This is a genomic window from Flavobacterium sp. HSC-32F16, from assembly GCF_024171645.1.
Classification (GTDB): Bacteria; Bacteroidota; Bacteroidia; order Flavobacteriales; family Flavobacteriaceae; genus Flavobacterium.
Genome location: NZ_JALKAC010000001.1, coordinates 22,344 through 47,035 on the forward strand (window position 1 = coordinate 22,344; position 24,692 = coordinate 47,035).

24 protein-coding genes are annotated in these 24,692 nt (G+C 30.7%); 12 read left to right on the forward strand and 12 right to left on the reverse strand.

From position 1 onward, the window contains the following. Positions 1-15: 15 nt before the first annotated feature. From L1276_RS00110 to L1276_RS00135, 6 genes are all read left to right on the forward strand, one after another. Complete coding sequence (locus L1276_RS00110) at positions 16-1,392, forward strand: nucleoside permease (RefSeq protein WP_253784236.1); 1,377 nt, start codon at positions 16-18, stop codon at positions 1,390-1,392. Between the two features lie 67 nt (positions 1,393-1,459). After that, the gene (locus L1276_RS00115) at positions 1,460-1,999 is read left to right on the forward strand and encodes a hypothetical protein (RefSeq protein WP_253784238.1); all 540 of its coding nucleotides are present in this window, start codon (positions 1,460-1,462) and stop codon (positions 1,997-1,999) included. 98 nt (positions 2,000-2,097) lie between these two features. Continuing rightward, the gene (locus L1276_RS00120; RefSeq protein ID WP_253784241.1) at positions 2,098-2,637 is read left to right on the forward strand and encodes a hypothetical protein; all 540 of its coding nucleotides are present in this window, start codon (positions 2,098-2,100) and stop codon (positions 2,635-2,637) included. Between the two features lie 538 nt (positions 2,638-3,175). After that, positions 3,176-3,901, forward strand: a complete 726-nt coding sequence (locus L1276_RS00125; RefSeq protein ID WP_253784243.1) for a hypothetical protein — start codon at positions 3,176-3,178, stop codon at positions 3,899-3,901. A 164-nt stretch (positions 3,902-4,065) separates the two neighbouring features. Beyond that, complete coding sequence (gene rpsA, locus L1276_RS00130; RefSeq protein WP_068840655.1) at positions 4,066-5,844, forward strand: 30S ribosomal protein S1; 1,779 nt, start codon at positions 4,066-4,068, stop codon at positions 5,842-5,844. A gap of 138 nt (positions 5,845-5,982) precedes the next feature. Continuing rightward, complete coding sequence (locus tag L1276_RS00135; protein WP_253784245.1) at positions 5,983-9,660, forward strand: T9SS type A sorting domain-containing protein; 3,678 nt, start codon at positions 5,983-5,985, stop codon at positions 9,658-9,660. Between the two features lie 66 nt (positions 9,661-9,726). Here the strand turns inward: L1276_RS00135 and L1276_RS00140 are convergent, their stop codons facing one another. The 3 genes from L1276_RS00140 to L1276_RS00150 are packed head-to-tail and all read right to left on the reverse strand — an operon-like array spanning position 9,727 to position 11,364. Beyond that, complete coding sequence (locus L1276_RS00140; protein ID WP_253784246.1) at positions 9,727-10,257, reverse strand: biopolymer transporter ExbD; 531 nt, start codon at positions 10,255-10,257, stop codon at positions 9,727-9,729. Between the two features lie 15 nt (positions 10,258-10,272). Beyond that, positions 10,273-10,806 (reverse strand): biopolymer transporter ExbD, encoded by a 534-nt coding sequence (locus L1276_RS00145; RefSeq protein WP_253784249.1) that lies wholly within the window; start codon positions 10,804-10,806, stop codon positions 10,273-10,275. Between the two features lie 30 nt (positions 10,807-10,836). Continuing rightward, the gene (locus tag L1276_RS00150; protein WP_253784251.1) at positions 10,837-11,364 is read right to left on the reverse strand and encodes a biopolymer transporter ExbD; all 528 of its coding nucleotides are present in this window, start codon (positions 11,362-11,364) and stop codon (positions 10,837-10,839) included. 211 nt (positions 11,365-11,575) lie between these two features. On the opposite strand from L1276_RS00150, the gene L1276_RS00155 reads away from it, so the two are divergent. Further along, positions 11,576-12,130, forward strand: coding sequence for a fasciclin domain-containing protein (locus L1276_RS00155; RefSeq protein ID WP_253784253.1), 555 nt, complete (start codon positions 11,576-11,578; stop codon positions 12,128-12,130). A 63-nt stretch (positions 12,131-12,193) separates the two neighbouring features. Here the strand turns inward: L1276_RS00155 and L1276_RS00160 are convergent, their stop codons facing one another. The 7 genes from L1276_RS00160 to L1276_RS00190 form a co-directional block, all read right to left on the reverse strand. Beyond that, positions 12,194-13,039, reverse strand: a complete 846-nt coding sequence (locus L1276_RS00160) for a DMT family transporter (RefSeq protein ID WP_253784255.1) — start codon at positions 13,037-13,039, stop codon at positions 12,194-12,196. Between the two features lie 65 nt (positions 13,040-13,104). Beyond that, positions 13,105-13,245 carry an SsrA-binding protein gene (locus L1276_RS00165; protein WP_253784257.1) on the reverse strand — a complete coding sequence of 47 codons (141 nt, stop codon included), beginning with the start codon at positions 13,243-13,245 and terminating at the stop codon, positions 13,105-13,107. 80 nt (positions 13,246-13,325) lie between these two features. After that, entirely contained in the window at positions 13,326-15,146 is a 1,821-nt protein-coding gene (locus L1276_RS00170; protein WP_253784259.1) for a M56 family metallopeptidase, read from the reverse strand. 5 nt (positions 15,147-15,151) lie between these two features. Continuing rightward, on the reverse strand, positions 15,152-15,520 hold the full coding sequence (locus L1276_RS00175) for a BlaI/MecI/CopY family transcriptional regulator (RefSeq protein ID WP_253784261.1): 369 nt from the start codon (positions 15,518-15,520) through the stop codon (positions 15,152-15,154). A gap of 29 nt (positions 15,521-15,549) precedes the next feature. Continuing rightward, complete coding sequence (locus L1276_RS00180; protein WP_253784263.1) at positions 15,550-17,151, reverse strand: M56 family metallopeptidase; 1,602 nt, start codon at positions 17,149-17,151, stop codon at positions 15,550-15,552. Between the two features lie 5 nt (positions 17,152-17,156). Next, positions 17,157-17,525: a BlaI/MecI/CopY family transcriptional regulator gene (locus L1276_RS00185; RefSeq protein WP_253784265.1), complete on the reverse strand. Its 369-nt coding sequence runs from the start codon at positions 17,523-17,525 to the stop codon at positions 17,157-17,159. A gap of 168 nt (positions 17,526-17,693) precedes the next feature. Next, entirely contained in the window at positions 17,694-18,908 is a 1,215-nt protein-coding gene (locus L1276_RS00190) for an MFS transporter (protein WP_253784267.1), read from the reverse strand. 97 nt (positions 18,909-19,005) lie between these two features. On the opposite strand from L1276_RS00190, the gene L1276_RS00195 reads away from it, so the two are divergent. The 5 genes from L1276_RS00195 (at position 19,006) to L1276_RS00215 (ending at position 22,756) form a co-directional block, all read left to right on the forward strand. Next, positions 19,006-19,605, forward strand: a complete 600-nt coding sequence (locus L1276_RS00195; protein WP_253784269.1) for a DUF1684 domain-containing protein — start codon at positions 19,006-19,008, stop codon at positions 19,603-19,605. Further along, positions 19,605-20,258 (forward strand): TatD family hydrolase, encoded by a 654-nt coding sequence (locus tag L1276_RS00200; RefSeq protein WP_253784271.1) that lies wholly within the window; start codon positions 19,605-19,607, stop codon positions 20,256-20,258. Before L1276_RS00195 ends, L1276_RS00200 begins: the two co-directional genes overlap by 1 nt. Before the next feature lie 70 nt (positions 20,259-20,328). Continuing rightward, positions 20,329-21,045: a ThiF family adenylyltransferase gene (locus L1276_RS00205; RefSeq protein WP_253784273.1), complete on the forward strand. Its 717-nt coding sequence runs from the start codon at positions 20,329-20,331 to the stop codon at positions 21,043-21,045. 136 nt (positions 21,046-21,181) lie between these two features. After that, positions 21,182-21,844 carry an HAD family phosphatase gene (locus tag L1276_RS00210; RefSeq protein ID WP_253784275.1) on the forward strand — a complete coding sequence of 221 codons (663 nt, stop codon included), beginning with the start codon at positions 21,182-21,184 and terminating at the stop codon, positions 21,842-21,844. Between the two features lie 69 nt (positions 21,845-21,913). After that, positions 21,914-22,756, forward strand: coding sequence for a DUF2911 domain-containing protein (locus L1276_RS00215; RefSeq protein WP_253784277.1), 843 nt, complete (start codon positions 21,914-21,916; stop codon positions 22,754-22,756). A gap of 88 nt (positions 22,757-22,844) precedes the next feature. Here L1276_RS00215 and L1276_RS00220 read toward each other — a convergent pair whose 3' ends face one another. Both L1276_RS00220 and L1276_RS00225 read right to left on the reverse strand, forming a co-directional pair. After that, on the reverse strand, positions 22,845-23,342 hold the full coding sequence (locus L1276_RS00220) for a GNAT family N-acetyltransferase (protein WP_253784279.1): 498 nt from the start codon (positions 23,340-23,342) through the stop codon (positions 22,845-22,847). Positions 23,343-23,399: 57 nt separating this feature from the next. After that, on the reverse strand, positions 23,400-24,575 hold the full coding sequence (locus tag L1276_RS00225; RefSeq protein WP_253784281.1) for a thioredoxin fold domain-containing protein: 1,176 nt from the start codon (positions 24,573-24,575) through the stop codon (positions 23,400-23,402). Positions 24,576-24,692: the final 117 nt, after the last annotated feature.

Sequence of the window (24,692 nt, forward strand, 5' to 3'; positions counted from 1 at the left end):
AGACAATTTCATTATATGGGAATTAAAAATAGGTTAATCTTCATGAGCTTTCTTCAATTTTTTGTTTGGGGAGCCTGGCTTATTACAATTGCAAATTATTGGTTTGGAACCAAAAATTGGGAAGGAACACAATTTGGTTTAGTATTTGGAACCATGGGAATTGCTTCTTTATTCATGCCTACATTAACCGGAATTATTGCCGACAGATGGGTAAATGCTGAAAAATTATATGGAGTTTTACATATTGTTTATGCAGTAGTTTTATTTGGAATTGCACAAGTTACAACTCCTGATAATTTTATTTTTGTAATGCTTTTGGCAATGTGCTGCTATATGCCAACAATTGCTTTAAGTAACTCGATTTCTTATACTTCACTAAAATTAAACAATAAAAATATCGTAAAAGATTTCCCGCCAATTCGGGTTTGGGGAACTATTGGTTTTATTGTAGCCATGTGGATTACGAATTTGAGCGGAAGTAAAGCAACTGAATATCAGTTTTATATTGCTGGAGTAGGTGCTTTAATTCTTGGAGTTTATGCTTTTACTTTACCTAAATGTGAACCACAGCGTTTAACAAAAGAAAATGCAACGTGGATTGAAACTTTTGGCTTAGAGTCTTTCAAATTATTTGGAAACTATAAAATGGCCTTATTTTTTGTTTTTTCTATGTTTTTAGGAGGAGCACTTCAATTGACTAATGCTTACGGAGATGTATTTTTAGATGAATTTAAACATTTTCCTAAATACGCAGATTCTTTTGTAATTCAATATTCGACTATTATTATGTCGATATCTCAGGTTTCTGAAACGTTATTTATTTTAGCAATTCCGTTTTTCTTAAGACGTTTCGGGATCAAGCAAGTTATGCTTATTAGTATGCTGGCTTGGGTTTTGCGTTTCGGATTATTTGCTTTTGGAGATCCTGTAGGAGGTTTATGGATGATTATTTTATCTTGTATCGTTTACGGAATGGCATTTGATTTCTTTAATATTTCAGGTTCATTATTCGTTGAAAGCAACACCGATTCTAAAATTCGTTCGTCTGCGCAAGGTTTGTTTATGATGATGACCAATGGAGTAGGAGCAGTTTTAGGTAGTTTAACTTCTGGCTGGGCAATTGATCGTTTTTTTACAAAATCATTTGCTAATACAGCAGAATTGGCAGGATTTTTACAAACCGATGCATCTAATGAAAAAATGACTGCATTTGTAAAAAGTCAAGGAAATTCTATTTCTGCTGATGGTGTTTTTTCAAATCCGATTTTAATGAAAGACTGGCATACGATTTGGTTGTCTTTTGCATTGTATGCTTTGGTTATTGCAATTGCTTTTGCATTATTATTTAAACATAAACATGATCCGAAGGAAATTGAGAATTTGAATCATTAAATAAATATTATATCAAACCCAACAGTAAGCTGTTGGGTTTGTTTTTTAATTTCGGAGAATAAATTTTATGAAATTTGAATTAGAGTTTGATAAAGATATCTACAATCAGCAAATGGATTTATTGTATGATCTTGCTTGGAAAAAGAAGAAAGATTATTATAAAAATTCGCAATATCTTGGTTCAATCTTAATCATTATTGGAATTGCATTAATTTATACTCGGCCAAATATATTTGGAATCGGTTATGTTTTTGTTTTTTTCGGACTTTCGAATTTCGTCCCTTTTCTCTATTATTACTTCAAAATAAGATCTTTTTATAAAAGAATGGAAGAGCATAAGGCAAAAGAAATCAGTGCTTTTCATTATATAAAATATATGAATTTGGAGTTTACAGAAAATGCATTAATAATAAGCTCTGGAGATCATTTTAATCTTATTCAATGGTCAGAATTTATACAGTATATTGTCAAAGAAAATAATTTGATACTGATAACTAAAAATTATGAACCTTTTATTTTAGGCGAAATAGAAGTTGGTTCAGAAAACTTTGAGAAAATAATATCTTTTGTTAAAACAAAATTTGAGGCTAAAGAGAAAAACAGTTAAACTTTGGTATAGATATTTCATTGTAAACCCGGCAGGTTTTTAAAACCCGTTGGATTTATTTTTAAAAGAATTAATAGTTAAATTTCGAAAATCGTATTATGAAAAATATTAAACTATTTTTTTTAATTTTTACACTTTTTAATTTTGGTGTAATTTATGCGCATAAGGACAGAGTTGAAATTCCACAAAGATTTGTCTTTATTATGAGAAGTAAAGAAGTGGTTCGTTTTGAATCTACTGATTCGAAACTGGAAGGATTCTGTGAAGAAATTGTCAGTGGGAAAAAAGAAATTTCAGAAGTCCAATTGTACTATAAAACAGGTGAAATTGTTACTGTTCAATATGACGGTAAAAACTGGAAATTATTTAAAATTACATTTAAGGGAAAAAGTTTGTATGTTCCTCAGGATAAATTAAAAAAAATTCCTGAAATTCATTTTTCTACTTTGTATTTATTCTGGTCTGGAGAAAGCAATGCGTTTAACTCTCATTATCTATGTTTGAGATTTGATATAGGAACTAAACGTTCATTTGATATTTTACCAAATTTAGAACTGCATTTTGAAAATCATAAGTTTACGAAATCTGAAGTTTGGACACAAACAAATGAAAATTCAAGACATGGGAAAGAAATTTAGTTTTCAATTTTGATAATAGAAAGTGAAACATAATAAACCCGACAGGTTTTTAGAACCTGTCGGGAAAATATAGAATGTTATATTAAATATTTCTTTTAGGTAATTATGAAAACAAAAAGTTCTAATCTAGCCCCGATAGAGCGGTTATCCTTTTGTGCCGGTGTTCGGCATAAAAGATAAGAGTGAAAGCGAGACTTAAGGTCTTGATAAAATGAAATTTTCTGCTTCTCAATAAATACACAACAATGATCTGGATGAAATATGGTGATTTTTCTCTTTGATGAATTAGTAAGAATGTTTTTAATAATATTTTTGAAATGCAACTGAAAATATTATCTTGCGGACGTTTTAAAAAACGAGTAAACATTTAATTATTAAAGTATCTATGGAGAAATATTATAAGCCATCGGGCAAATTTTCATCAATTTTTATCTTATACTTTTTGTTGGTCAGTGTTATAGTATTTCCAATTTTGGGATTAATATATGCTTGCTGTATCTGGTATATTCCTTTTATATATATTAACTTTTTTATTACGATGGGTTTTGGCTTTCTGGCAGGATTTGTAATTGCTCTGTTTGTCATTAAAAAAGGAAAGGTCAGAAATCCGCTTTTAGGACTTGTTATTGGAGTGGCAGGTGCTCTTTTGGCATTGTATTTTCATTGGGCAATCTGGATTGATCTTGTTATTAATGCCGGAGAAAGCTATGGTTCTAATAAAGTGGGTATTACAGTAAGTAATATTGATTTTTTACAAGTTTTTTCATTAGTATTTCGACCTGATTTAGTTTTTGAATATATTGGTCAGGTGAATGAATACGGTACATGGGGTATTCGAGGAGCAACGGTAAGCGGTACATTTCTTTGGGTTATCTGGTCAATAGAACTTATTATTGTGATTGCGATTTCGGGTTTTTTGTCTTATTTAGAAGCAAAGAAGCCATTTTCGGAGTCAACTAATTCCTGGTATGAAGAAGTTATACTTCCTGCTTTTAACTATATAGAAAACAAACAGCAAATTATCGCATCTATAGCGCAAAGCAATCATGCTGATTTTGATTTTTTAAATAAAGACATTAATAGCGAGACAGATAATCATAGCATATTTACACTTTATAAATCCAGATCTGGAAAAAACTACTTATCAATAGATAACAAGACATCAAAAACAGATGATAAAGGTAATGTTTCATTTGATAATGATCAAATTGTAGAATATATCGCTATTAACAGTGAATTTTCAAAAATATTACTGGATAAATAATAAGTGGCTTATCTATTTGTAATTACAAATATTTGTAGTAATTTTGCAAACCTTTTGGCAGAGAAGAGTTTCCATTAGGTATCAACCATTTATGTAAAACAACTTCTGTATTTTCTATCGCATAGAGAAACTCGAGAAAAACAGAATACAAATTTTTTATCAGCATGTCTGAACAATTAAAATCACAAGAAGAGTTTTTAGCAAATTTTAACTGGCATAACTTCCAAGAAGGAATTGATGCAGTAGATGAGAAAAACTTACAAGAGTTTGAAGAACTAGTATCTAAAACTTTCATCGCTACAGATCAAGAAGAAGTAGTTGAAGGAGTTGTTGTTAGAATTACAGATAGAGACGTTATCGTTGATATCAATGCTAAATCTGAAGGTGTTATTTCTTTAAACGAATTCCGTTACAACCCAAACTTAAAAGTAGGTGACAAAGTTGAAGTATTAATCGACATCCGTGAGGATAAAACAGGTCAATTAGTATTATCTCACAGAAAAGCACGTACTATCAAATCTTGGGATAGAGTTATTGCAGCTAATGAAACTGGAGAAATCGTTAACGGTTTTGTTAAATGTAGAACTAAAGGAGGTATGATCGTTGACGTATTCGGTATCGAGGCGTTCTTACCAGGATCTCAAATTGACGTTAAGCCAATTAGAGACTACGATGTATATGTAAACAAAATGATGGAATTCAAAGTGGTAAAAATTAACCACGAATTCAAAAACGTTGTTGTATCTCACAAAGCTCTTATCGAGGCTGATATTGAAGTACAGAAAAAAGAAATCATCGGTCAATTACAAAAAGGACAAGTATTAGAAGGTGTTGTTAAAAACATTACTTCTTATGGTGTGTTCATTGACTTAGGTGGTGTTGACGGATTAATTCACATTACTGACCTTTCTTGGAGCAGAATCAATCACCCAAGTGAAGTTCTTGAATTAGACCAAAAATTAAACGTTGTAATCCTTGATTTCGATGATGAGAAAACAAGAATTCAATTAGGATTGAAACAATTAAACGCTCACCCATGGGATGCTTTAGATGCTAATTTAACTATTGGTGATAAAGTAAAAGGTAAAGTAGTTGTAATCGCTGATTACGGTGCATTTATCGAAGTTGCTGAAGGTGTTGAAGGTTTAATCCACGTTTCTGAAATGTCATGGTCAACTCACTTACGTTCTGCACAGGACTTCGTGAAAGTTGGAGATGTTGTTGAAGCAGTTATCTTAACTCTTGACAGAGATGATCGTAAGATGTCATTAGGTATCAAACAATTAACTCAAGATCCATGGACTGATATTACTTCTAAATACCCAGTAGGTTCTAAACATACAGGTATCGTTAGAAACTTTACAAACTTTGGTATTTTCGTAGAATTAGAAGAAGGAATTGATGGATTAATCTACATTTCTGACCTTTCTTGGACTAAGAAAATCAAACACCCATCTGAATTTGTAAATGTTGGTGAAAAACTGGATGTAGTTGTATTAGAATTAGATGTTGAAGGACGTAAATTATCTTTAGGTCACAAACAAACTACTGCTAATCCTTGGGATCAATACGAAGATTCTTTCGCTGTAGGAACTATCCACAATGGTGAAATTTCTGAAATCGTTGACAAAGGAGCTACTGTAGAATTCGGAGATGATATCGTTGCTTTCATTCCTACTCGTCACCTTGAAAAAGAAGACGGAAAGAAATTGAAAAAAGGTGATACTGCTGATTTCAAAGTAATCGAATTCAACAAAGAATTCAAAAGAGTAGTTGCTTCTCACACTGCTATCTTCCGTGAAGAAGAAGAGAAAAACGTGAAAGCTGCAACTGAAAATACTTCATCTAACTCTACTACTAATGCACCAGCTGCAACTTTAGGAGATAACAATGATGTATTAGCTGCATTAAAAGCTAAAATGGAAAAAACGGAGAAAAAATAATTCTTAGTTTTCTTTAAATAGAAAGTCCCACAGAAATGTGGGACTTTTTTTTGTTTTAATACTTTTATTTTATAAAATTTAACAAAAAAAGTTGTGTTATTGTCTTAAAAAGTTACTTTTGTTTGAAAATTCCTAAATATGAAGAAACTTTACTTTTTAATTTTGGCTTTATGCTTTTTTAATGGTTTGAGTGCACAGGTTCTTAATTTTCCTGATGCAGTTTTAAAAAATATTTTGATTTCTACAAATTGTGTCGACAATAATAATGATGGTATAGCAGATAGTGATGCTGATACAAATAATGATAATGAGATTGATTATAATGAAGCTAGTGTAATTAACAATCTATATTTGGATGGAAATATTAGCTCTTTAGAAGGTTTTGATTCTAATAATTTTTCAGGATTGAAAAACTTGAGTATTAAAAATACTTCTTTAACTAAAATAAGTCTTTCCTATTTTAGTTCATTAAAGATTTTAAAAATAAATAATAATTCACAATTAAAATCTTTGCTTTTAACTTATCTGACTTCTTTATCAACTCTTGATTGTTCTAATAATCAATTGAATTTTATTAAAAGAGATTTTACCAATAATATCGTTAATGTTAATTGTAGTTACAATAATTTGACTACACTATATTTTTCAGATATAAATGCATTAACTAATTTAAACTGTTCAAATAATAACATTTCAAGTTTATTTTTAAATCGACCATATAACGTTTTTAGTTCTCTAGAGTTTAATAATAATTTAAATTTAAGCTCTATTTGTGCATATCAAAGTGATATTTCATTAATTCAAAATAAATTAGCAGAATATGGAATTTCGAATGTTACAGTAGTAAATTCTTGTGCTTTACCTCAATGTGCGGCAGGAACTATATGTTTTGATGATGAAAATTTTAAAAATTCTATTTTAAACAACACAAATATTGATTTAAACTTTGATGGTGAAATTCAGTTTTCTGAAGCATTACAGGTAACTACAATGAGTATAGCTCAAAATGCTAAGTCAATTAATGCAATTAAGTATTTTACCAACTTAAAAAGTTTAACTATTGATAACACTCAAATAGGAGGAACAATAGATTTAACCAGTTTGGTTAATTTAGAAGATTTGACTGTACAATGGAACAGTATTTTCACAACATTAAAAATTGATGATTTAGCTAACTTAAAGACTTTAAATATTAATAATAATCATAATTTGTTCGGTTTGTATGCAAATGGACTTACAAATCTTAGCAGTGTTAAATGTAATATTAATCAATATTTATCTGTTTTTCAAATGAAAAACGCCTCTAATTTATTAACTATAGACTGCTCAAACAATGCTATTACATCTTTGGATTTATTAAACGGTACAAACATAAAATCCATTAAATGCAGTAATAATAATATAACTTATTTAAATACTGGCTCTACAACAAATTTAATTGATTTAAATTTTTCCGGAAATAAAATTACCTCTTTTAATTTTTTACCATTTGTAAATTTGCAAACGCTTAATTTTTCTGCAAATCCAATATCTATTTTTGATTTAACGGGGTTAAATAATTTGCAAAAACTTGAATGTCAAAGTGCAAAACTTTCAAAAATAGATATTTCCTATTTACCTGGTCTAAAAGAATTAAATTGTGGACATAATAATATTTTAACTGATATTTTTATTAAAAATAATAATCCTAATCAGGATTTAATAGCATTAAATATAATTGGAAATTTAAATCTTAAACATATTTGTGCAGATATTATAGATTTTAATGTTATTCAAAAAAGCATAGATTTAAGCGGTTTAAATAATGTTTTATTAGATTCTAGTTGTAGCTGCGTAGGTGCTTGCAGTGATGCAATTATTAATATTCCAGATCCAATTTTTAAAGCAAAATTATTATCTGCAACTAATCAAAATTATGTTGCAAGGAATTTATCTGGTTCTTATTTTAAAATTGATGCTAATAATGATAAAGAAATACAATTAAGCGAAGCGTTTAATGTTTATTCTTTGACTTTAAATGAAAGCAATATTTCTTCTTTACTCGGAATTGAATATTTTGTAAATCTTGGAGTATTAGATTGTTATATGAATAAAATTAAATTGCTTAACGTTAGTAATTTATCAAAATTAACTTCCATTCAATGTCAGATTAATGGCTTAACTTCATTAAATATAAGTGGTTTAACAAAAATTCAACGACTTATTTGTTCTACAAATAGTTTAACATCTTTGGATCTTAGCAATTTAACCGAATTAACGCATCTTGACTGTTCAGGAAACCAATTGTCATCATTAATGATAAAAAATGGAATAGATGAAGACCGACTTTATTTTACTCAAAATCCCAATTTAAAATACATTTGTGCTGATGAATCTCAAATTCCAGCTATACAGTCACAACTTTTATCAGCAAATATTAAAGATTGTAATGTTAATTCGTATTGCACATTTAAACCAGGAGGTAAGTTTTATGCAATTAAAGGAAATAATAGATTAGATTTAAATAATAATGGATGTGACAATGGAGATATTAAATTTCAAAATATGAAAGTTAATATTGCAAATCAAACTATAACAAACAGTTCTGCATCTGATGAAAATGGTGATTACAATTATTATGTTAAATCGGGATCTTATGATGTTACTCCAATACTAGAAAACCCAGCGTATTTTAATGTTTATCCAACAACAGTTAAAGTTAATTTTCCAACAGAATCCAGTCCATTTACTCAAGATTTTTGTATTACTGCAAACGGTGTTCATCCAGATTTAGAAGTTGTTTTATTACCAATAGAACCTGCTAGACCGGGTTTTAATGCTGCATATAAAATTGTCTATAAAAATAAAGGAAATACTACGCAATCTGGTTCAGTAAATTTAAGTTTTGATGATGCTGTTTTAGATTTCGTTACAGCAAAACCAATACCGGTGACTAATTCCTTTAATAATTTATCTTGGAATTTTGTTAATTTATTGCCATATGAAACTCGCGAAATTAAATTTACTGTAAATGCAAATTCTCCAGTAGAAAAACCAGCATTAAATATTGGGGATATATTAAATTTTAAAACAACAATAGCAGGCGCTGTAACAGACGAAACTCCAATTGATAATACATTTGTTTTAAATCAAACTGTTGTTGGTTCTTATGATCCAAACGATAAAACCTGCTTAGAAGGAACAGTTGTTACACCAAGTTTAATTGGTGAATATGTACATTACATGATCCGCTTTGAGAATACAGGAACCTTTGCTGCACAAAACATCGTTGTAAAAGACATGATTGATTTATCTAAATTTGATATTTCAAGTTTAATTACAACCAGTTCAAGCCATTCCTTTGTAATTAAAATATCAGAAGTAAATAAAGTAGAATTTATATTTGAAAACATCAATCTTCCTTTTGACGATGCAAATAATGATGGTTATATCGCTTTTAAGATCAAAACAAAACCTACTTTACGAGTTGGAGATACATTTACTAATGAAGCCAATATTTACTTCGATTACAATTTTCCAATCTTAACCAATAAGGCAACATCAACTTTTAAAACATTAGGAACTCAGGATTTTGAATTTTCTAAGTATTTAACTTTGTATCCTAATCCTGTAAATAATATTTTGAATGTGAATAGAACTCAGGATATAGAAATACAATCTTTTAAAATATATGATATTTTAGGTCAGTTGGTAATTGCGGTTCCAAATGCAAAAGAAGTTTCAAGTATTGATGTTTCTAGATTAAATTCGGGTAATTACTTTATAAAAGTAAAATCAGATAAAGGAAGTTCAAATATGAAATTTATTAAGTTATAATAATAGGTAACAGAAAGTCCCGCATAATGCGGGACTTTTTTGTTTGAATTTTCGATTTGTGCTTTATCATTTAGCTGCTAATAATTTTTTCTCTTCTGAAGTATAATAGTCAACAATTGAATAAGAATTTATATTTGTTATTCGGATTTCATCCAAAATATCAACTAAATTGCCATAGTTGGAATTTTTGCTGGGTTTTATAATTGCAGTAACACCTCTTTCAGGTCTGCCAAGTGCTGCAGAGTATTGCAAAACCTTTTTATTTCTTTCAAATAATTCCTTTCGAATCCCATTTTTACCATATTGAACTTGTTTAGGAGTTTCTATTGGGGCATAAATAAGTCCCGAATAAATAATTATCTTATTATTATCATCTAAAAGTATTGTTATGGTTCGATTTTCATCGGAATGGCTGCATCCTGCAAAAGGATGTTCTTCAGTGCAGCTCGGTATACTCAAATCCATAACTTTGGGTTTGGATAATTCCCCAACAACCATAAAAAATATAATCAGTAAAAAAGAAACACTTACCATTGCAGTTAAATCAACTCTTGAACTTAACTTTTTACTTCTAACTTTTTGACGTAAATTATTCATATGATTCAGTTGAAGTTATTTTGAAGCTAATAATTTTGATTCTTCGGGAGTAAAATCATCTACAATAGCATAAGCTTCTATATTTGCTAGTCTCATCTCATCTAGTATATCCACTAAATTTCCGTAATTACTTTTTTGAGATGGTTTTATAAAAACAACGACACCTCGGTTTGATTTACCTATAGCTGCCGAATATTCAAGGATCTTTTTATTTATACTTCTTAAATCAGTGCGAAATCCATTTTTACTATAATTTGTTTCTTTTGGTTTTCCTATTGGATTTTCTAAAAGACCAGCGTACGTTATTAATTTGTTGTTATCTCCTAACAATACAGTGTAAAAACGCTCTCCTCTGTAACATCCGATAGATGGTTCCCCACCGCATCCTCGATCTCGATCTGGTAAACCAAGAGCGAGAGTTTTGGGCTTAGATAATTCACCCACAACCATAAAAAAAATAATCAGCAAAAACGAAACGCTGACCATTGCGGTTAAATCCACTTTTGAACTCAATTTTTTACTTCTTACTTTTCTAGGTAGATTCTTCATAGATATTTTGGTTAAAAGTTAAATTGATACTTATTTTAAGGCTAAAAGTTTATATTCTTCCGGAGTAAATTCTGGTACGATTGCATAAGTCTCTATTTTTGCAATAGCCATTTCATCTAAAATGTCAACCAGATTTTTAAAGTTTGATTTTTTACTTGGTTTTATAATTACAATAATGTTTTCAGGTTTCAGGTTTCTTGAAGAATAGCCAAGTATATTTTGTTTTCTGCTTAATAATTCTTTGCGGATTCCTTCCTTACCGTATTGTATTTCTTTTGGAGCTATAATGGGAGAATCTAATAATCCCATGTAATAAATCAATCTATTATTTTTATCTAAAATTACTGTTATTGATCGGTTTTCCCCTTCGCGCATTGGCCCACAAGAAATTCTTCCGTCATCGTTATGAGGTAAACTCAAATCCATAATTTTGGGCTTTGATAATTCCCCAACAACCATAAAAAATATAATCAGCAAAAAAGAAACGCTGACCATTGCGGTTAAATCGACTCTTGTATTTAACTTTTTACTTCTTACTTTTTTAGGCAGATTTTCCATAAATGATAAATTTATTTACTAAAGTTAACAATAAATTTAACATACAGGCATAGTCAAATTTAAAAATAATTAAAAATAATTTTAAGCATTAAGTCCTTGTTTTACAGTCTTACTTGATGATTTTTTAATATTTATTAAAGTTTTTTGAAAATTCAATAAAACCAAAACAAATATATCACCGTAAATGAGCTTATAACTTAAAACATTTATTATGAAAACTAGAAATTTTTTAGCCACAGCAATTTTAGCATTAACATTCGGATTTACCTCTTTCGCTCAGAAATCAGTAATGGTTGGTGGAGCAGCGATGTATCCCAATAAAAATATAATTGAAAATGCCGTTAATTCAAAAGATCATACCACACTTGTTGCTGCTGTAAAAGCTGCAGGATTAGTAGAAACATTACAAGGTGCAGGACCATTTACAGTTTTTGCTCCAACTAATGCTGCTTTTGATAAATTACCAAAAGGAACTGTAGAGTCATTATTAAAACCTGAAAACAAAAAAACACTTCAAACGATCTTGACCTATCATGTTGTTGCAGGAAAAATGAATGCATCTGATATTGCAAAAGCAATAAAAGAAGGAAAAGGTAAAGCAACTCTAAAAACAGTAAGCGGTGGTACTTTGACAGCCTGGATGAAAGGAAAAGATTTATATGTTACGGATGAAAACGGAAATAAATCTAAAGTAACAATTGCAGATGTGAACCAGTCAAATGGAGTTATTCATGTAGTTGATGCTGTATTATTACCAAAAAAATAATAAAGTTCTCCAAAAACAGAATGCCTACAATGAAGAAGCCTTGCTGAAGATGCAGGGCTTTTTTTATTTCTTGGCTGTTAAAGTGCTTCCGGCAGAAGCTATTACCACACAAACAACTGCAAGAATTTCATAAAGATTTAAATTTTCCTGCAAGAATATAAAAGCACAGATAGAAGCTGCAGCAGGTTCTAAACTCATTAAAATACTAAATGTACGAGGAGGCAGCTGTCCTAAAGCTTTCATTTCTAAAGTAAATGGAATTGCACTGGATAAAAGTGCTAAGGCAATCCCCATTCCGAAAAGTTTTGGGGTAAGATTAGTCAATCCGCTTTCGATAAAACCGAAAGGCAAAATCAAAATCGCAGCAAATAACATTCCGGTTGATACCGCTTTTCCGCCATCCATTATTTTTGAAATTTTTCCGCCTAAAATAATATAGGCTGTCCAAAAAGCTCCTGCTAAAAGGGCAAACAAAATTCCTAAAGGATCTAAGCGGTCATTTGTCCAGGGCGCAATTAGTAAAATCCCGATTGCTGCCAATAGAACCCAGCAATAATCAATTAAGCGTTTTGAAGCTGAAATGGCAAGTAATAAGGGTCCAACAAACTCTAAAGTAACGGCCAGACCAATTGGAATTCTTTCAATGGAAAAATAAAAAATCAAGTTCATTGCTCCTAAAGACAAACCATACGGAATTACAATTTTCCATTGATCAGGTGTTATGGCTCTTAAATTTGGTCTGTAAGCCAATAATAATATTACTGCCGAAACTCCAATACGTATAGATGCTGTTCCCGCTGCTCCAATTGCGGGAAAAAGTGTTTTAGCAATTGCTGCGCCGCATTGTACACTAATAATTGCTAATAATACAGCAGGAACAGGAGGAAGGTTGATTTCTTTATTTTTCATAAAACAATGCTGCAGAAAACAAAGTGTTTTTTTCTGCCTAATAAAACAAATGTATTTCTAATTGATTATCCTAAAGCTCGTTTTGTTACAAAAGCACGATAGCCAATTATTGCCATTTGCCATTTTTTTGCTTTAGAAATATCTAAACCTTGTTTGGTAAAACTAGGAAGCAGAATTTTATTTAGTTTGGCTAAGATTTTATACATGGCAGATTTTGTTTTTTCAAAGATATAAAAAAAGACTTTGCTGTTAACAAAGTCTTTTTTCTAACTGTAGTAAGATGCATTTAAGATTTTCTGTTTTCTTTCTCCATTTCTTTTATATCTTTCTCATGTTGCTTCATGTCTTTTGCATGCTGTTTCATATCTCTTTCGTGCTGTTTCATGTCTCTGGCATGTTGTTTCATATCAAGTTCATATTTTTTCATGTCTCTTTCATACTGTTTCGCACTTCTTTCATATTCTTTAGAGTCTTTACCAAATCTAATTTCAAGATCTCGATCGTATTTATCCATGTCGCCATTAAATTTTTGCATTGCAATTTCGTATTTCTCCATTTGCTTTTCAAAGATTGCTTCTCTTTCAGCCATAATTGCTTCAATTTGATCTCCATAAGCCGAAAGCTGTGGTTCAATAGCTTCCATTTTTCTTTCAAATTCAGCCATATCTTTTTCAAATTTGTTCCAGCCCGCTTTATCATTGATGTTTTTTGGTGCAACAGGCGGTTTTGGCATTTTTGACATATCTATAGCGGGTGCCGGAGGAATTGGTCCCGCAGGATAAATAGGAGCGATTGGCGCTATAGGATGAATAGGTAATGAGCCATCTTCAGCATTAGCAGAATCATTAAAGTTTCGTATTACCACATTACGATTGTTAATTACTATTGGATGATCTATTTGATCATCTGTAATTATACTAACGCTTTTTGTGCCATTTTCATCTTTATCAATTATGATAGAACAGTCTTTTAAAGCTTCAGTACTATTCATTTCAATGACTTGTGCCTTACCATTTTCTTTTGCTACTTTAAGTTTAATACTTATAAGTTCATTATCACTATTTCTTTTAACATTAGAAACTTGAAGATCAATATTATGATCGGTTTTTAGTTTTGCAGATAAATCTTTAAGCTCTTGATCTGTAGTAGATTTTGTTATTTTAATGACTTCTTCATCTTGATTTTTGGATGTTAGAGCAGCCTTATTTCGCAATTCTTTTTTCTCTTGTGCGATTGTTTTAATTTGGAATGACAATACAAATAAAGCAAGTACAGGCAGTACAGCATAATATTTCCAGTAATTCCACTTTTTTGATTGATTTTTGTTTAACATGACAATTCGTTTTTTGATTAATGATTGATAAAAATGATTGGTAATAGCAACACAAGTTTCATGTGTTGTAATTTTTAAAAGCGTGTATTGATACGCTTTTTTATCTGATATTTTTTTAGCAGCTTCACTGTCGGCGATGAACTCTAGGTTTTGAAGAATTGCTTTTTTATAAAACCAGATTATTGGATTGAACCAGAATAAAATACAGAAGATTCTGGAGATTATTACATCAACTGTATGATGTTGATCGCTGTGGACTTTTTCATGCTCCAAAATGCTTTCCAATTCTGTCTCGCTGTACATTGATGAGTTGTACACGATATAATCAAAATAAGAAAATGGAGCAATATTTTCATTCACATCTACAAATTTAAAATCGGCCTGCTGTTCAACTTTTTTACCTTTTAAAACCGAATTCAAACTGTAAAAATCAATTCCGAATTTTATCATAAAAGCAGCAAATCCAATCCCGTAAACCGCTAGAGAAACTAAGTACCAGTTTATTTCAAAAGATTCCTCTTCTATAATTTGCGGACTGTAATTTGGAACGTAATGATAGTTCGCTGTCTGCACATAAGTAACAGGAGCAGGATCTACCCAAACTACTTTTGTATAAACAATCAAAGGCAATACAACTGAAGTAACTAAACCGGCCAGTAAAAACCATCGGCTGCTATTGAAAAAAGTTTCTTTTCGAAGTAGAAAAAAATACGCAAAATAAAACAAAGCGATTAAGCCACTCGATTTGATGATAAAAATGAAAAGTGCTTCCATAACGATTATTTTTCTTCTTTTGGGTTTTCGATCATATCCAGGATTTCGCGTAATTCATCTGCAGAGATTTTTTCTTCTTTGGCAAAAAACGAAACCATATTTTTATACGAGCTGTTGAAATAATTATCAATAGCGGTGTTCATATATTTTTTACTGTAACTTTCAAGAGTTACAGCAGGATAATATTGATGGGTATTTCCAAAAGCATTATGCGACACAAAACCTTTTTCTTCCAGATTTCGAACAATTGTCGAAAGCGTATTATAATGCGGCTGATCTTCGGTAATTTCGGCCTGAATTTCTTTTACAAATGCTTTTTTTAGCTTCCATAAAATGTGCATTATTTCTTCTTCTTTGTTGGTTAGTTTTTGCATTTTTTGGTTTTTGATATTAAATAAAGTGCTTATTTACGGGTTTCAATAACGATTACGCCATTTTTTCCCTTTTCGCCAAATTTATCAGCAGCCATTTCGCCTTTGAAAACATTCATACTCTTAATATCCTCTGATTTAAGATCATCAAAACTAAAAGTAGAAGGCATTTCTACACCGTCAACAATTACAAGTTTTTTTCCTGTGTAATTAACTTTACTAGAATTAGATATAACAATATTCGATTCTCCGTCATTGGTAGTTATTCTAGTTACGGTACTATTGTTACTGTCTGTATTTGTAGTTACAGTAGTGCTAGTATTTGTGTTAGTATTACTGTTAGTTTTTGTACTAACATTAGAATTATTGTTGCCATTAGTGTTTATTTTGGTTTGTTGTTTTTTGCTGGTTGCTTTTTTAGAATCTTTTGCTGTTTTAGAATCGTTTATTTCGTCAGATGTTTGAATGCCAATAGACTTATTACCATCTTTTTCTGTTATAATAATTACTCCAAAATCCTTAATCGCATGATTAGCGGTTTGAATAGATTGTGCCACCTGTTTACCTCTGGTAACGTTAACTTTAATCGAAATTAAATCATTATCAGAATTTCTTTTTATTTCAGAGGCTTCAAAATCAACATCGTGATTGGCTTTTAATTTCTCTTTAATTTCTTTTAAATCTGCGTCTGTTGAGTTTTTCTTGATTTTGTAGACATCTACAGATTTAGTTTCTCCCGAAACTTCTTTTGCATTTTGTTGTTTTTCTTTTGCAATTACTTCAACTTGAAAAAACAATACAAACGCTGCAAGTACTGGAACTACAACATAGTACTTCCAAGAATTTCTCTTTTTTGATTGATTTTTGTTTAACATAACAATTCGTTTTTTGATTAATGATTGATAAAAATGATTGGTGATGGCAACACAGCTTTCATGTGTTGTTATTTTTAAAAGCGTGTACTGATACGCTTTTTTGTCTGATATTTTTTTTGCGGCTTCACTATCAGCTATAAACTCTAAATTTTGAGTAATTGCTTTTTTATAAAACCAGATTACAGGATTGAACCAAAAAAGCATACAAAAAGCGCGGGAAATCAAAATGTCAATCGTGTGATTTTGATCACTGTGTACTTTTTCGTGTTCAATAATATTTTCCAATTCTGATGCCGTATACATTGATGAGTTGTACACGATATATTCAAAATAGGAGAAAGGAGCAATTTTTTCGTTTGTATCTATAAATTTAAAATCGGCTTGCTGCTGCATCTTTTTTCCTTTTAAAACGGAATTTAAACTGTAAAAATCGGCTCCAAATTTTATTAGAAGAACTAAAAAACCAATGCAATAAACAGCAAGAAGTATATATATCCAATTGATTTCAAGGGTTTTATTTTCTATATTTTTATTAAGAACAGCATTCGATAAATTTAAATTTGAAATTGGATCAGGATTTACCAGTACTATTTTAGTATAAACCACTAAAGGCAGTACCAGCGAAGTAAATAAACCCGTAAGTAAAAACCATCGATTACTAGTAAAGAAAGTTTCTTTTCGAAGTAAAAAATAATAAGCACAATAAAATAGAATGATCAATCCTGCCGATTTTGCGATATATAAAAAAAGTGCTTCCATAACTATTATTTTTCTTCTTTTGGGTTTTCGATCATAGCTAAAATTTCACGTAATTCATCTGCCGAGATTTTTTCTTCTTTGGCAAAAAACGAAACCATATTTTTATACGAACTGTTGAAATAATTATCAATAGCCGTTTTCATATACTTTTTACTGTAAGCTTCCAAAGTAACAATTGGATAATATTGATGCGTATTTCCAAAAGCATTATGTGCCACAAATCCTTTTTCCTCCAAATTTCGAACAATAGTCGAAAGCGTATTATAATGCGGCTGGTCTTCGGTAATTTCTGCCTGAATTTCTTTTACAAATGCCTTTTTAAGTTTCCATAAAATCTGCATTATCTCTTCTTCCTTGTTGGTTAACTTTTGCATGTTTTCTAATTTTAATTCAAACCTACAACTATTTTTCTAGTTACGCAACTATAAAAATAGTTATTTAACTAAATTTTTCGTTTTTAAAAAATTAAAAGCATAGGAAAGTCATTCAGAATCAAAGTTAATGATTTGAATTATAATGATTTATGTAAAATAAAGAAATTGTTACTTCTTTTCCTGAAGTAAAGCCTTTTTAATCCAAAGACAACATAGTGTAGCAAAGATTCCAATGCAGGCCATAAACAGCCAGTTAATTTGATAACCAAAATCAGAGATAATTTCGAAACCAACTTTAGAACTCACAATATGAGCAAGACTAAAACTCATCGTATATAATGCCATATATCGACCTTCCTGACCGCGCGGTGCTCGACTTAATGCAAATGCATTTGAGAAAGGAAAAGTCAGTATTTCACCAATCGAAATACAAATCATAGAAATTACCAGGATTCCGGCCCAAATATTAATCATTAATAAAATGAAACTAAAAGCCATTACAAAAGACCCTATAATAATGATCCTGATTTTAGGAAATGCTTTTCTTTCCATAAAACCAACCGTTGGCATTTCTAAAGCAAAAATCAAAAGACCGTTTAACGTCATTAAAAGTCCGGTTTGTAATTCGCTTAAACCGTATTTTTCATTATGATATAAAGGTAAAGTTGTAAAAAGCTGAAAGAAAATCATGGCTGTCACAAAACTTACAAATAAGAAAACCCAGAAAATTTTATCATGAAAAACCGATTTTACATTAGATGCACTTTCTGTTTTATCATCATGATCTGCTTTTTTCTTTTCTTTAACCAGCAAAGCAAAAATAGTAATCGAAAGTATGCAAGAAGCTCCATCAACCCAGAATAATCCCGAATATCCTATTCCCATAATAATCAAACCTCCAAGCGCAGGGCCAGCAGCAAAACCTAAATTTACTGCCAAGCGCACTAATGTTAAAGCACGTGTTCTGTTTTCGGGTTTTGCGTATGCGCCTAAAGACACGAACATTGCAGGTCGAAACATATCGGCAATAGCCATTAAAACGAACATTGCAACGCATAATCCTAAAAAAGTGGTAATATATTGTACCAGAAACATTGAAATTCCAGTCGTAAATAAACTAAAAATCATGATTTTGTAAAACCCGATTTTATCAGAAAGTTTTCCACCAAGCCAGGAACCCAGCATAGAACCCAAACCAAAAGAAACCATAATCCATCCAACCTGATTATAAGTAAAATGAAGATCTTCCTTTAAATATTTAGATAAAAAAGGCAGTACCATAGTACCGGCTCGGTTTATAAAAGTAATTAAAGTAAGTATCCAAATTTCTCTTGTAAATCCTTTAAAATTGTTGATGTAGTGGTTAAAAGCGGTTTTAAGCATTATAATTTAGTGTATTGGCGCAAAGTTAGGAAACTTTGTCATGTACAACGGTTGTTGCTTTGTTACTTTTAAACTATTTTTGCAGAAAATTTTCCAGATGAAAAAAAACGCCGTCCTAATCTTATTATTGGCTTTTAATTTAGGCTTTAGCCAAAAGAAATTTAGTCAGAGTGAAGCTGAAAAATTTCAAAACCAGATTAATTCAGAATATGCTGATGCTAAAACAAGTCCGTTAATGGAAGAAGACTTAAAGACATTTAAAACTTTAGATTTTTATCCAATTGAAGAAAAGTATTATGTGAATGCAAAATTTGAAAAGGCAAAAAACGAAAAAGTTTTTGAAATGAAAACTACAGGAACAAGAACGCCGCAATACATAAAATACGGTACTTTGTTTTTTACTCTGGATGGTGTCGAAATGCAGTTAAATGTATACAGAAACATCGAACTTTCTAAAAAAGAAGAATATAAAGATCATTTATTTCTGCCTTTCTCAGATTTAACCTGCGGAAAAGAAAGTTATATTGGCGGCAGATATATAGATTTGAAAATCCCAAAAGGAAAAACAATTGCAGTCGATTTTAATCAGGCATACAATCCATATTGCGCTTATAACCATAAATATTCTTGTCCGCTAGTTCCTTTGGAAAATGACTTGAAAGTAGAAATTAAAGCAGGAGTAAAGACTTTTCATTAATGGAATTTTTTAATTTTCATACCCATCAATTTACAAATCAGTTTAATACACTAGAATTGGTAAATCAATATCCGCAGGAGTTTGATGAATCGATTCCGTATTATTCAATCGGAATTCATCCGTGGTATATTAAGGAAGACCAAATTGATTTAGAACTGAAAATTATTGAAGACAAATTACAATCTGAAAATTGTCTGGCAATTGGAGAATGTGGTTTAGATAAACGAATCGAAATTCCTTTAGAGCAACAGATTATAGTTTTTGAAAAACAATTGGCTTTGGCCGAAAAATATAAAAAACCTGTAGTAATTCATTGCGTTGCCGCTTTTCAGGAAATTACGGCAGTTAAAAAGAAACTGAAAATTTCTGTTCCAATGATTATTCACGGTTTTTCAAAAAACAAACAACTTGCAGAGCAGTTAATTAAAGACGGATTTTATCTTTCATTTGGGAAGTATCTATTAAAAAATCCCGATTTAAAAACCGTTTTTCAGAACATTCCAAACGATCGTTTCTTTTTAGAAACCGATACAATTGAAGAAAATATTGAACTGGTTTACAATCTGGCTTCAGAATATAAAGGCATAACAGTTAAAGAATTACAGGGTATTATTTCAAGTAATTATAAAATTGTATTTGAAAGTAAAATGTGAAATGTAAAAAGTTGTCAACCCGAAACATAAACCTGAAACAAATAAAAACAAAAACAACAAAAAATATAATATGGCAGAGTGGACAGAAAGAGCCGAGCTTTTATTTACAAAAGAAGGATTAGAAAATTTGCGTAATGCAAATGTGTTAGTAGTAGGTTTAGGCGGTGTTGGATCGTTTGCAGCCGAATTTTTAGCAAGAGCAGGAGTGGGAAATATGACAATTGTAGACGGTGACGTTGTAGATATTACCAATATTAACAGACAATTGCCGGCTTTGCATTCTACAGTTGGAGAACCAAAAATTAAAATTGTCGGAGATCGTTTAATGGATATTAATCCGGAATTAAAACTAACTCGTGTTAAGGAATTTTTATCGCCGGAACGTGCTTTTGAAATCGTTTCTCCAGAATTTGACTATGTTTTAGATTGTATTGACAGTATTACCCCAAAACTGAATTTAATTATTGCTGCAAAGCGTAAAAGAGTTAAAATTATCAGCAGTATGGGAGCAGGAGGAAAGATGCTGGCTTCTAAAGTTAAGGTAGCTGATATTTCTAAAACTATCAATTGTTATTTTTCTAAAACAATTCGTAAGCGTTTAAAAGCGGTAAAAATCAATAAATTAAAAGTGGTTTTTTCATCAGAAATTCAAGATGAAAACAGCTTAAAATTAACCGACGGAAAAAACTTTAAAAAATCTTTCTACGGAACAAACAGTTATATGCCAGGTTTATTCGGACTTCATGCAGCAGAAACAGTAATTCGTTATTTACTTAAAAAAGAGTAGAAGTTTTTGTTTCAAGTTTAAGTTTCACGTTCTAAACGTATAAACTTTGTGAAAGTTACCAAAGCCCATTAACTTGAAACATGAAACAAAGAAAACCTGAAACAAAAAAACGTAGAATCTTAGCAACTTAAAAGAAATGATTAAAACAGTAATTTTTGATATGGACGGCGTAATTGTAGATACAGAACCCGTTCACCGTTATGCATACTACAAACAATTTTCAGAATTAAATATTGAAGTACCAGAGGAAATGTACACTTCGTTTACTGGATTTTCGACTCGAAATACGTTTCAGGCTTTAAAAGGAAATTTTCCATCAATTGAGCATGAAGTTGAAGATTTAATTCAGCGAAAAAGAAATCTTTTTAATGATGCTTTTGATACAAAAGAAGATTTGTACTTATTAGAAGGTGTAGACGATTTAATTAAAGATTTATACAAAAGCGGAATCCAGTTAATTTTGGCTTCATCGGCTTCAAAAGTTACGATCGAGCGTGTATTTACGAGGTTTAATCTGCATCAATATTTTTCTCATATTGTAAGTGGTGAGGATTTCCCGCAGTCAAAACCAAATCCGGCCATTTTTATTCATGCTGCATCATTGTCAACTGCTCCTAAAGACCAATGTATCATTATAGAAGACAGTACAAATGGTGTAAAAGCAGCAAAAGCTGCTGGAATATACTGTGTTGGTTACAACAGCGATCATTCATTTATGCAGGATCTTACTGAAGCCGATATGGTTATCAATAATTTCAACGAATTAAATGCTGAAAAAATATCACAGATCAAAGCTTGAATTATATAAAATTTAACATTTGTTCGATAATTGAATTCGTAAATTTGAAAAAAACAAATAAACTCAATAATGAAAAAAATACTTATTGCATTAGCCATCATTTTGGCTCCTTTTGCTGCTGAAGCTCAAGTTAAAACGCCGCAAGCGAGTCCAAAAGCATATATTAAACAAGCAGTTGGTTTAACTGACGTTGAAGTTACGTATTCAAGACCAGGTGCCAGAGGCAGAGCTGTTTTTGGAAATTTAGTTCCATTTGGTAAACTTTGGAGAACCGGGGCAAACGAAAATACAATCATTAATTTTAGTGATGATGTTGTAATTGATGGTAAAACTTTGAAAAAAGGAAAGTATGCAATTTATACAATTCCTAAAATCGAAAGCTGGGAAGTGATTTTTTATCTTTCTACAGACAACTGGGGACTTCCTGAAAACTGGAACGATCAATATGTTGTTTTAAGAACGACGGTAAAAGAAAATGCATTGCCAACTCCGGTTGAAACTTTTACAATTGGAATTAATGGTTTAGATCCAAATTTTGCTTATTTAGAAATGGCTTGGGAAAACTCTCACGTTGCTTTAAAATTTGAAGTTCCAACAGCTAAAACAGCTGTGGCTAGTATTGAAAAAACATTAGCCGGACCAACATGGAATGATTATTTTGCATCTGCACAATATTTATTCTCTTCTAATGGAAATGTAGAAACAGCAAGAACTTATGTTGATAAAGCTTTAGATATGAGCACTGAAAAGCCTTATTATGTTACAAGATTAAAATCTTTAATTCAGGCAAAACAAGGTGATAAAAAAGGAGCGGTTGAAACTGCAAAAGCTTCTTTGGCAGCAGCCGAAGCTGCAAACAACCAAGATTATGTAAAAATGAATAAAGACAGTATCTCTGAGTGGAGTAGATAAGGTTTAATTTCTAATAATACTAAAAAATCCAAATTCTAAAGACTTTAAAGCTTTTGAATTTGGATTTTTTATTTTAATTTTTATCAATTTATTTCAAAATCAACTGCATGAAAACCAGATCAAGCCAATGCTCAAATTTGTAGCCCACTTCGCGAATAGTTCCTGTTACGACAAAGCCAAATTTTTCATGAAAAGCAATGCTTCCTGCGTTATCTGCATCAATGGCTCCAATCATAACGTGAAATCCTTGTTCTTTGGCTAAACGAATTAATTCCGTCAATAATTTTGATCCAATGCCTTTTCCAATTACATTATCGACTACATAAACAGAATGTTCTACAGTATATTGATACCCAATTTTTTCTCTAAATTGGCCATAACTTCCAAAACCTACTACTTCGCCATCTAAATCGGCTACAACAATAGGCAGTTTTTTCATTTTTTTATCTTCAAACCACTTAGTTTGCACTTCAAGCGTTTGAATATCGTAACTATAATTTGCAGTTGTATGCAGGATAGAATGATTTACAATTTCCAGAATTTTTTCTAAATCATTTGTAGTTGCAGGTCTAAGTATAACGCTCATGTTTTGGTTGTTTTGAAAATTCACGGATTAATTGTGAAATCCATATTTTTTAAAGTTTTATTTTGAATTTAATTCAGCAAGTAAAGTATCAACATCTTTTGTATTCCAGCCCATTTCTTTACCGATTGCTTTGGCATCTTTTGCATATTTTAATGCCTGTTTTTTATCTTTAATTTTATTGTAAAGTCGGGCTAGGAGCAAATTTCCATCGAATGAATCATTTAATTCTAACGAATGTTTTACCCAAAAAATTGATTTTTTAAGACTTTCCGTATCATTAATATGTTTTAAATACGTCTGACCAATATCTTTTAAGAAACTCGCATCTTTCCAAACCAATTTCTCAGTTTCTTCGAGAGTAACTTTTTTATAGAAATTCCATTTTTCAGTTCGTTCAGCCAGCGTCAAATCAAATTTAAAAACAAGAGAATCGGTTTTTTGTAATTTTATTGATTTAGCCACTTCTCTTTGTTTATAATAGTTTAGAGTGTCTAAATTGTCCACCAAAGGTCGAAGCAATTCATTTACAATACTTTCTATTTTTCGGTCTATACGATTTTGAGATGCTACAGCAGCAAATTCTTTTTCATGTTTTAAAACATATTGAAATTCTCTCGAATTAATATCTGTAACACCATTTGCAATTACTCTCCAGTTCGTTTCACTTACCAATTGAGTATCAGATTGTGTCTGCAGGTAAATATGGGTTGGAATCGATAATTCAGTTCTGTCTTTTCCTTTCTTTAAAGTATTCAAATAATTAAAAAACTTGTTAGAATTACTCGGATCAGCCAAAAATTCCTTTTCTAGATAAGGAAGCTGAAATTTTGGATTTAAAGCATAACCAGCTTCAGCTAAAAACTCAGGTGTTTTCATTTCGCCTTTTAAAGCATATATAAGCGTTTCATTTGAATCTAAAAACAAAAATGCAGGAAGAGAAGTTGTTTTAAATTTATTTTTAAGAGCTATTCCTTCTTCTTTCTCCACATTTTTCCAAATACAGATGTAATTTTTATTTAAAAAATCCATCACTTTAGCATCACTGAAAACTTCTTTTTTCATTTGATTACAATGCGGACACCAATCGGCATAAAGCATAACAAAAATAGGTTTTCCATCTGTTTTAGCATTTTCTAATGCCGTTTTGTATGATATTCCATCAACAGAAAATTGATTTTGAGATTGTACGGCTTGGAGCGAAACGAAAAGGAAAAGTAAATATAAGAAACGCATAAACAGTTTATTTTAATAGAGAAAATTCTGTTTTACAAATATATCCTCTTTTTCTAAAAACAGTCTTAATATCTTCCTAATATATAAGTTAAATCAGGCGCGAAGTTTGTAACTTTG

Excerpts from the sequence above, each read along its gene's own strand:
- L1276_RS00185 (WP_253784265.1), bottom strand. The coding sequence starts at position 17,525 with ATGCAAAAGTTAACCAACAAGGAAGAAGAGATAATGCAGATTTTATGG.
- L1276_RS00135 (WP_253784245.1), top strand. The coding sequence starts at position 5,983 with ATGAAGAAACTTTACTTTTTAATTTTGGCTTTATGCTTTTTTAATGGT.
- L1276_RS00165 (WP_253784257.1), bottom strand. The coding sequence starts at position 13,245 with ATGTATAAAATCTTAGCCAAACTAAATAAAATTCTGCTTCCTAGTTTT.
- L1276_RS00190 (WP_253784267.1), bottom strand. The coding sequence starts at position 18,908 with ATGCTTAAAACCGCTTTTAACCACTACATCAACAATTTTAAAGGATTT.
- L1276_RS00175 (WP_253784261.1), bottom strand. The coding sequence starts at position 15,520 with ATGCAAAAACTAACCAACAAAGAAGAAGAAATAATGCACATTTTATGG.
- L1276_RS00160 (WP_253784255.1), bottom strand. The coding sequence starts at position 13,039 with ATGAAAAATAAAGAAATCAACCTTCCTCCTGTTCCTGCTGTATTATTA.
- L1276_RS00195 (WP_253784269.1), top strand. The coding sequence starts at position 19,006 with ATGAAAAAAAACGCCGTCCTAATCTTATTATTGGCTTTTAATTTAGGC.
- L1276_RS00180 (WP_253784263.1), bottom strand. The coding sequence starts at position 17,151 with ATGGAAGCACTTTTTTTATATATCGCAAAATCGGCAGGATTGATCATT.
- L1276_RS00150 (WP_253784251.1), bottom strand. The coding sequence starts at position 11,364 with ATGGAAAATCTGCCTAAAAAAGTAAGAAGTAAAAAGTTAAATACAAGA.
- L1276_RS00210 (WP_253784275.1), top strand. The coding sequence starts at position 21,182 with ATGATTAAAACAGTAATTTTTGATATGGACGGCGTAATTGTAGATACA.
- L1276_RS00220 (WP_253784279.1), bottom strand. The coding sequence starts at position 23,342 with ATGAGCGTTATACTTAGACCTGCAACTACAAATGATTTAGAAAAAATT.
- L1276_RS00120 (WP_253784241.1), top strand. The coding sequence starts at position 2,098 with ATGAAAAATATTAAACTATTTTTTTTAATTTTTACACTTTTTAATTTT.
- rpsA (WP_068840655.1), top strand. The coding sequence starts at position 4,066 with ATGTCTGAACAATTAAAATCACAAGAAGAGTTTTTAGCAAATTTTAAC.
- L1276_RS00145 (WP_253784249.1), bottom strand. The coding sequence starts at position 10,806 with ATGAAGAATCTACCTAGAAAAGTAAGAAGTAAAAAATTGAGTTCAAAA.
- L1276_RS00115 (WP_253784238.1), top strand. The coding sequence starts at position 1,460 with ATGAAATTTGAATTAGAGTTTGATAAAGATATCTACAATCAGCAAATG.
- L1276_RS00155 (WP_253784253.1), top strand. The coding sequence starts at position 11,576 with ATGAAAACTAGAAATTTTTTAGCCACAGCAATTTTAGCATTAACATTC.
- L1276_RS00140 (WP_253784246.1), bottom strand. The coding sequence starts at position 10,257 with ATGAATAATTTACGTCAAAAAGTTAGAAGTAAAAAGTTAAGTTCAAGA.
- L1276_RS00110 (WP_253784236.1), top strand. The coding sequence starts at position 16 with ATGGGAATTAAAAATAGGTTAATCTTCATGAGCTTTCTTCAATTTTTT.
- L1276_RS00200 (WP_253784271.1), top strand. The coding sequence starts at position 19,605 with ATGGAATTTTTTAATTTTCATACCCATCAATTTACAAATCAGTTTAAT.
- L1276_RS00225 (WP_253784281.1), bottom strand. The coding sequence starts at position 24,575 with ATGCGTTTCTTATATTTACTTTTCCTTTTCGTTTCGCTCCAAGCCGTA.
- L1276_RS00125 (WP_253784243.1), top strand. The coding sequence starts at position 3,176 with ATGGGTTTTGGCTTTCTGGCAGGATTTGTAATTGCTCTGTTTGTCATT.
- L1276_RS00205 (WP_253784273.1), top strand. The coding sequence starts at position 20,329 with ATGGCAGAGTGGACAGAAAGAGCCGAGCTTTTATTTACAAAAGAAGGA.
- L1276_RS00170 (WP_253784259.1), bottom strand. The coding sequence starts at position 15,146 with ATGGAAGCACTTTTCATTTTTATCATCAAATCGAGTGGCTTAATCGCT.
- L1276_RS00215 (WP_253784277.1), top strand. The coding sequence starts at position 21,914 with ATGAAAAAAATACTTATTGCATTAGCCATCATTTTGGCTCCTTTTGCT.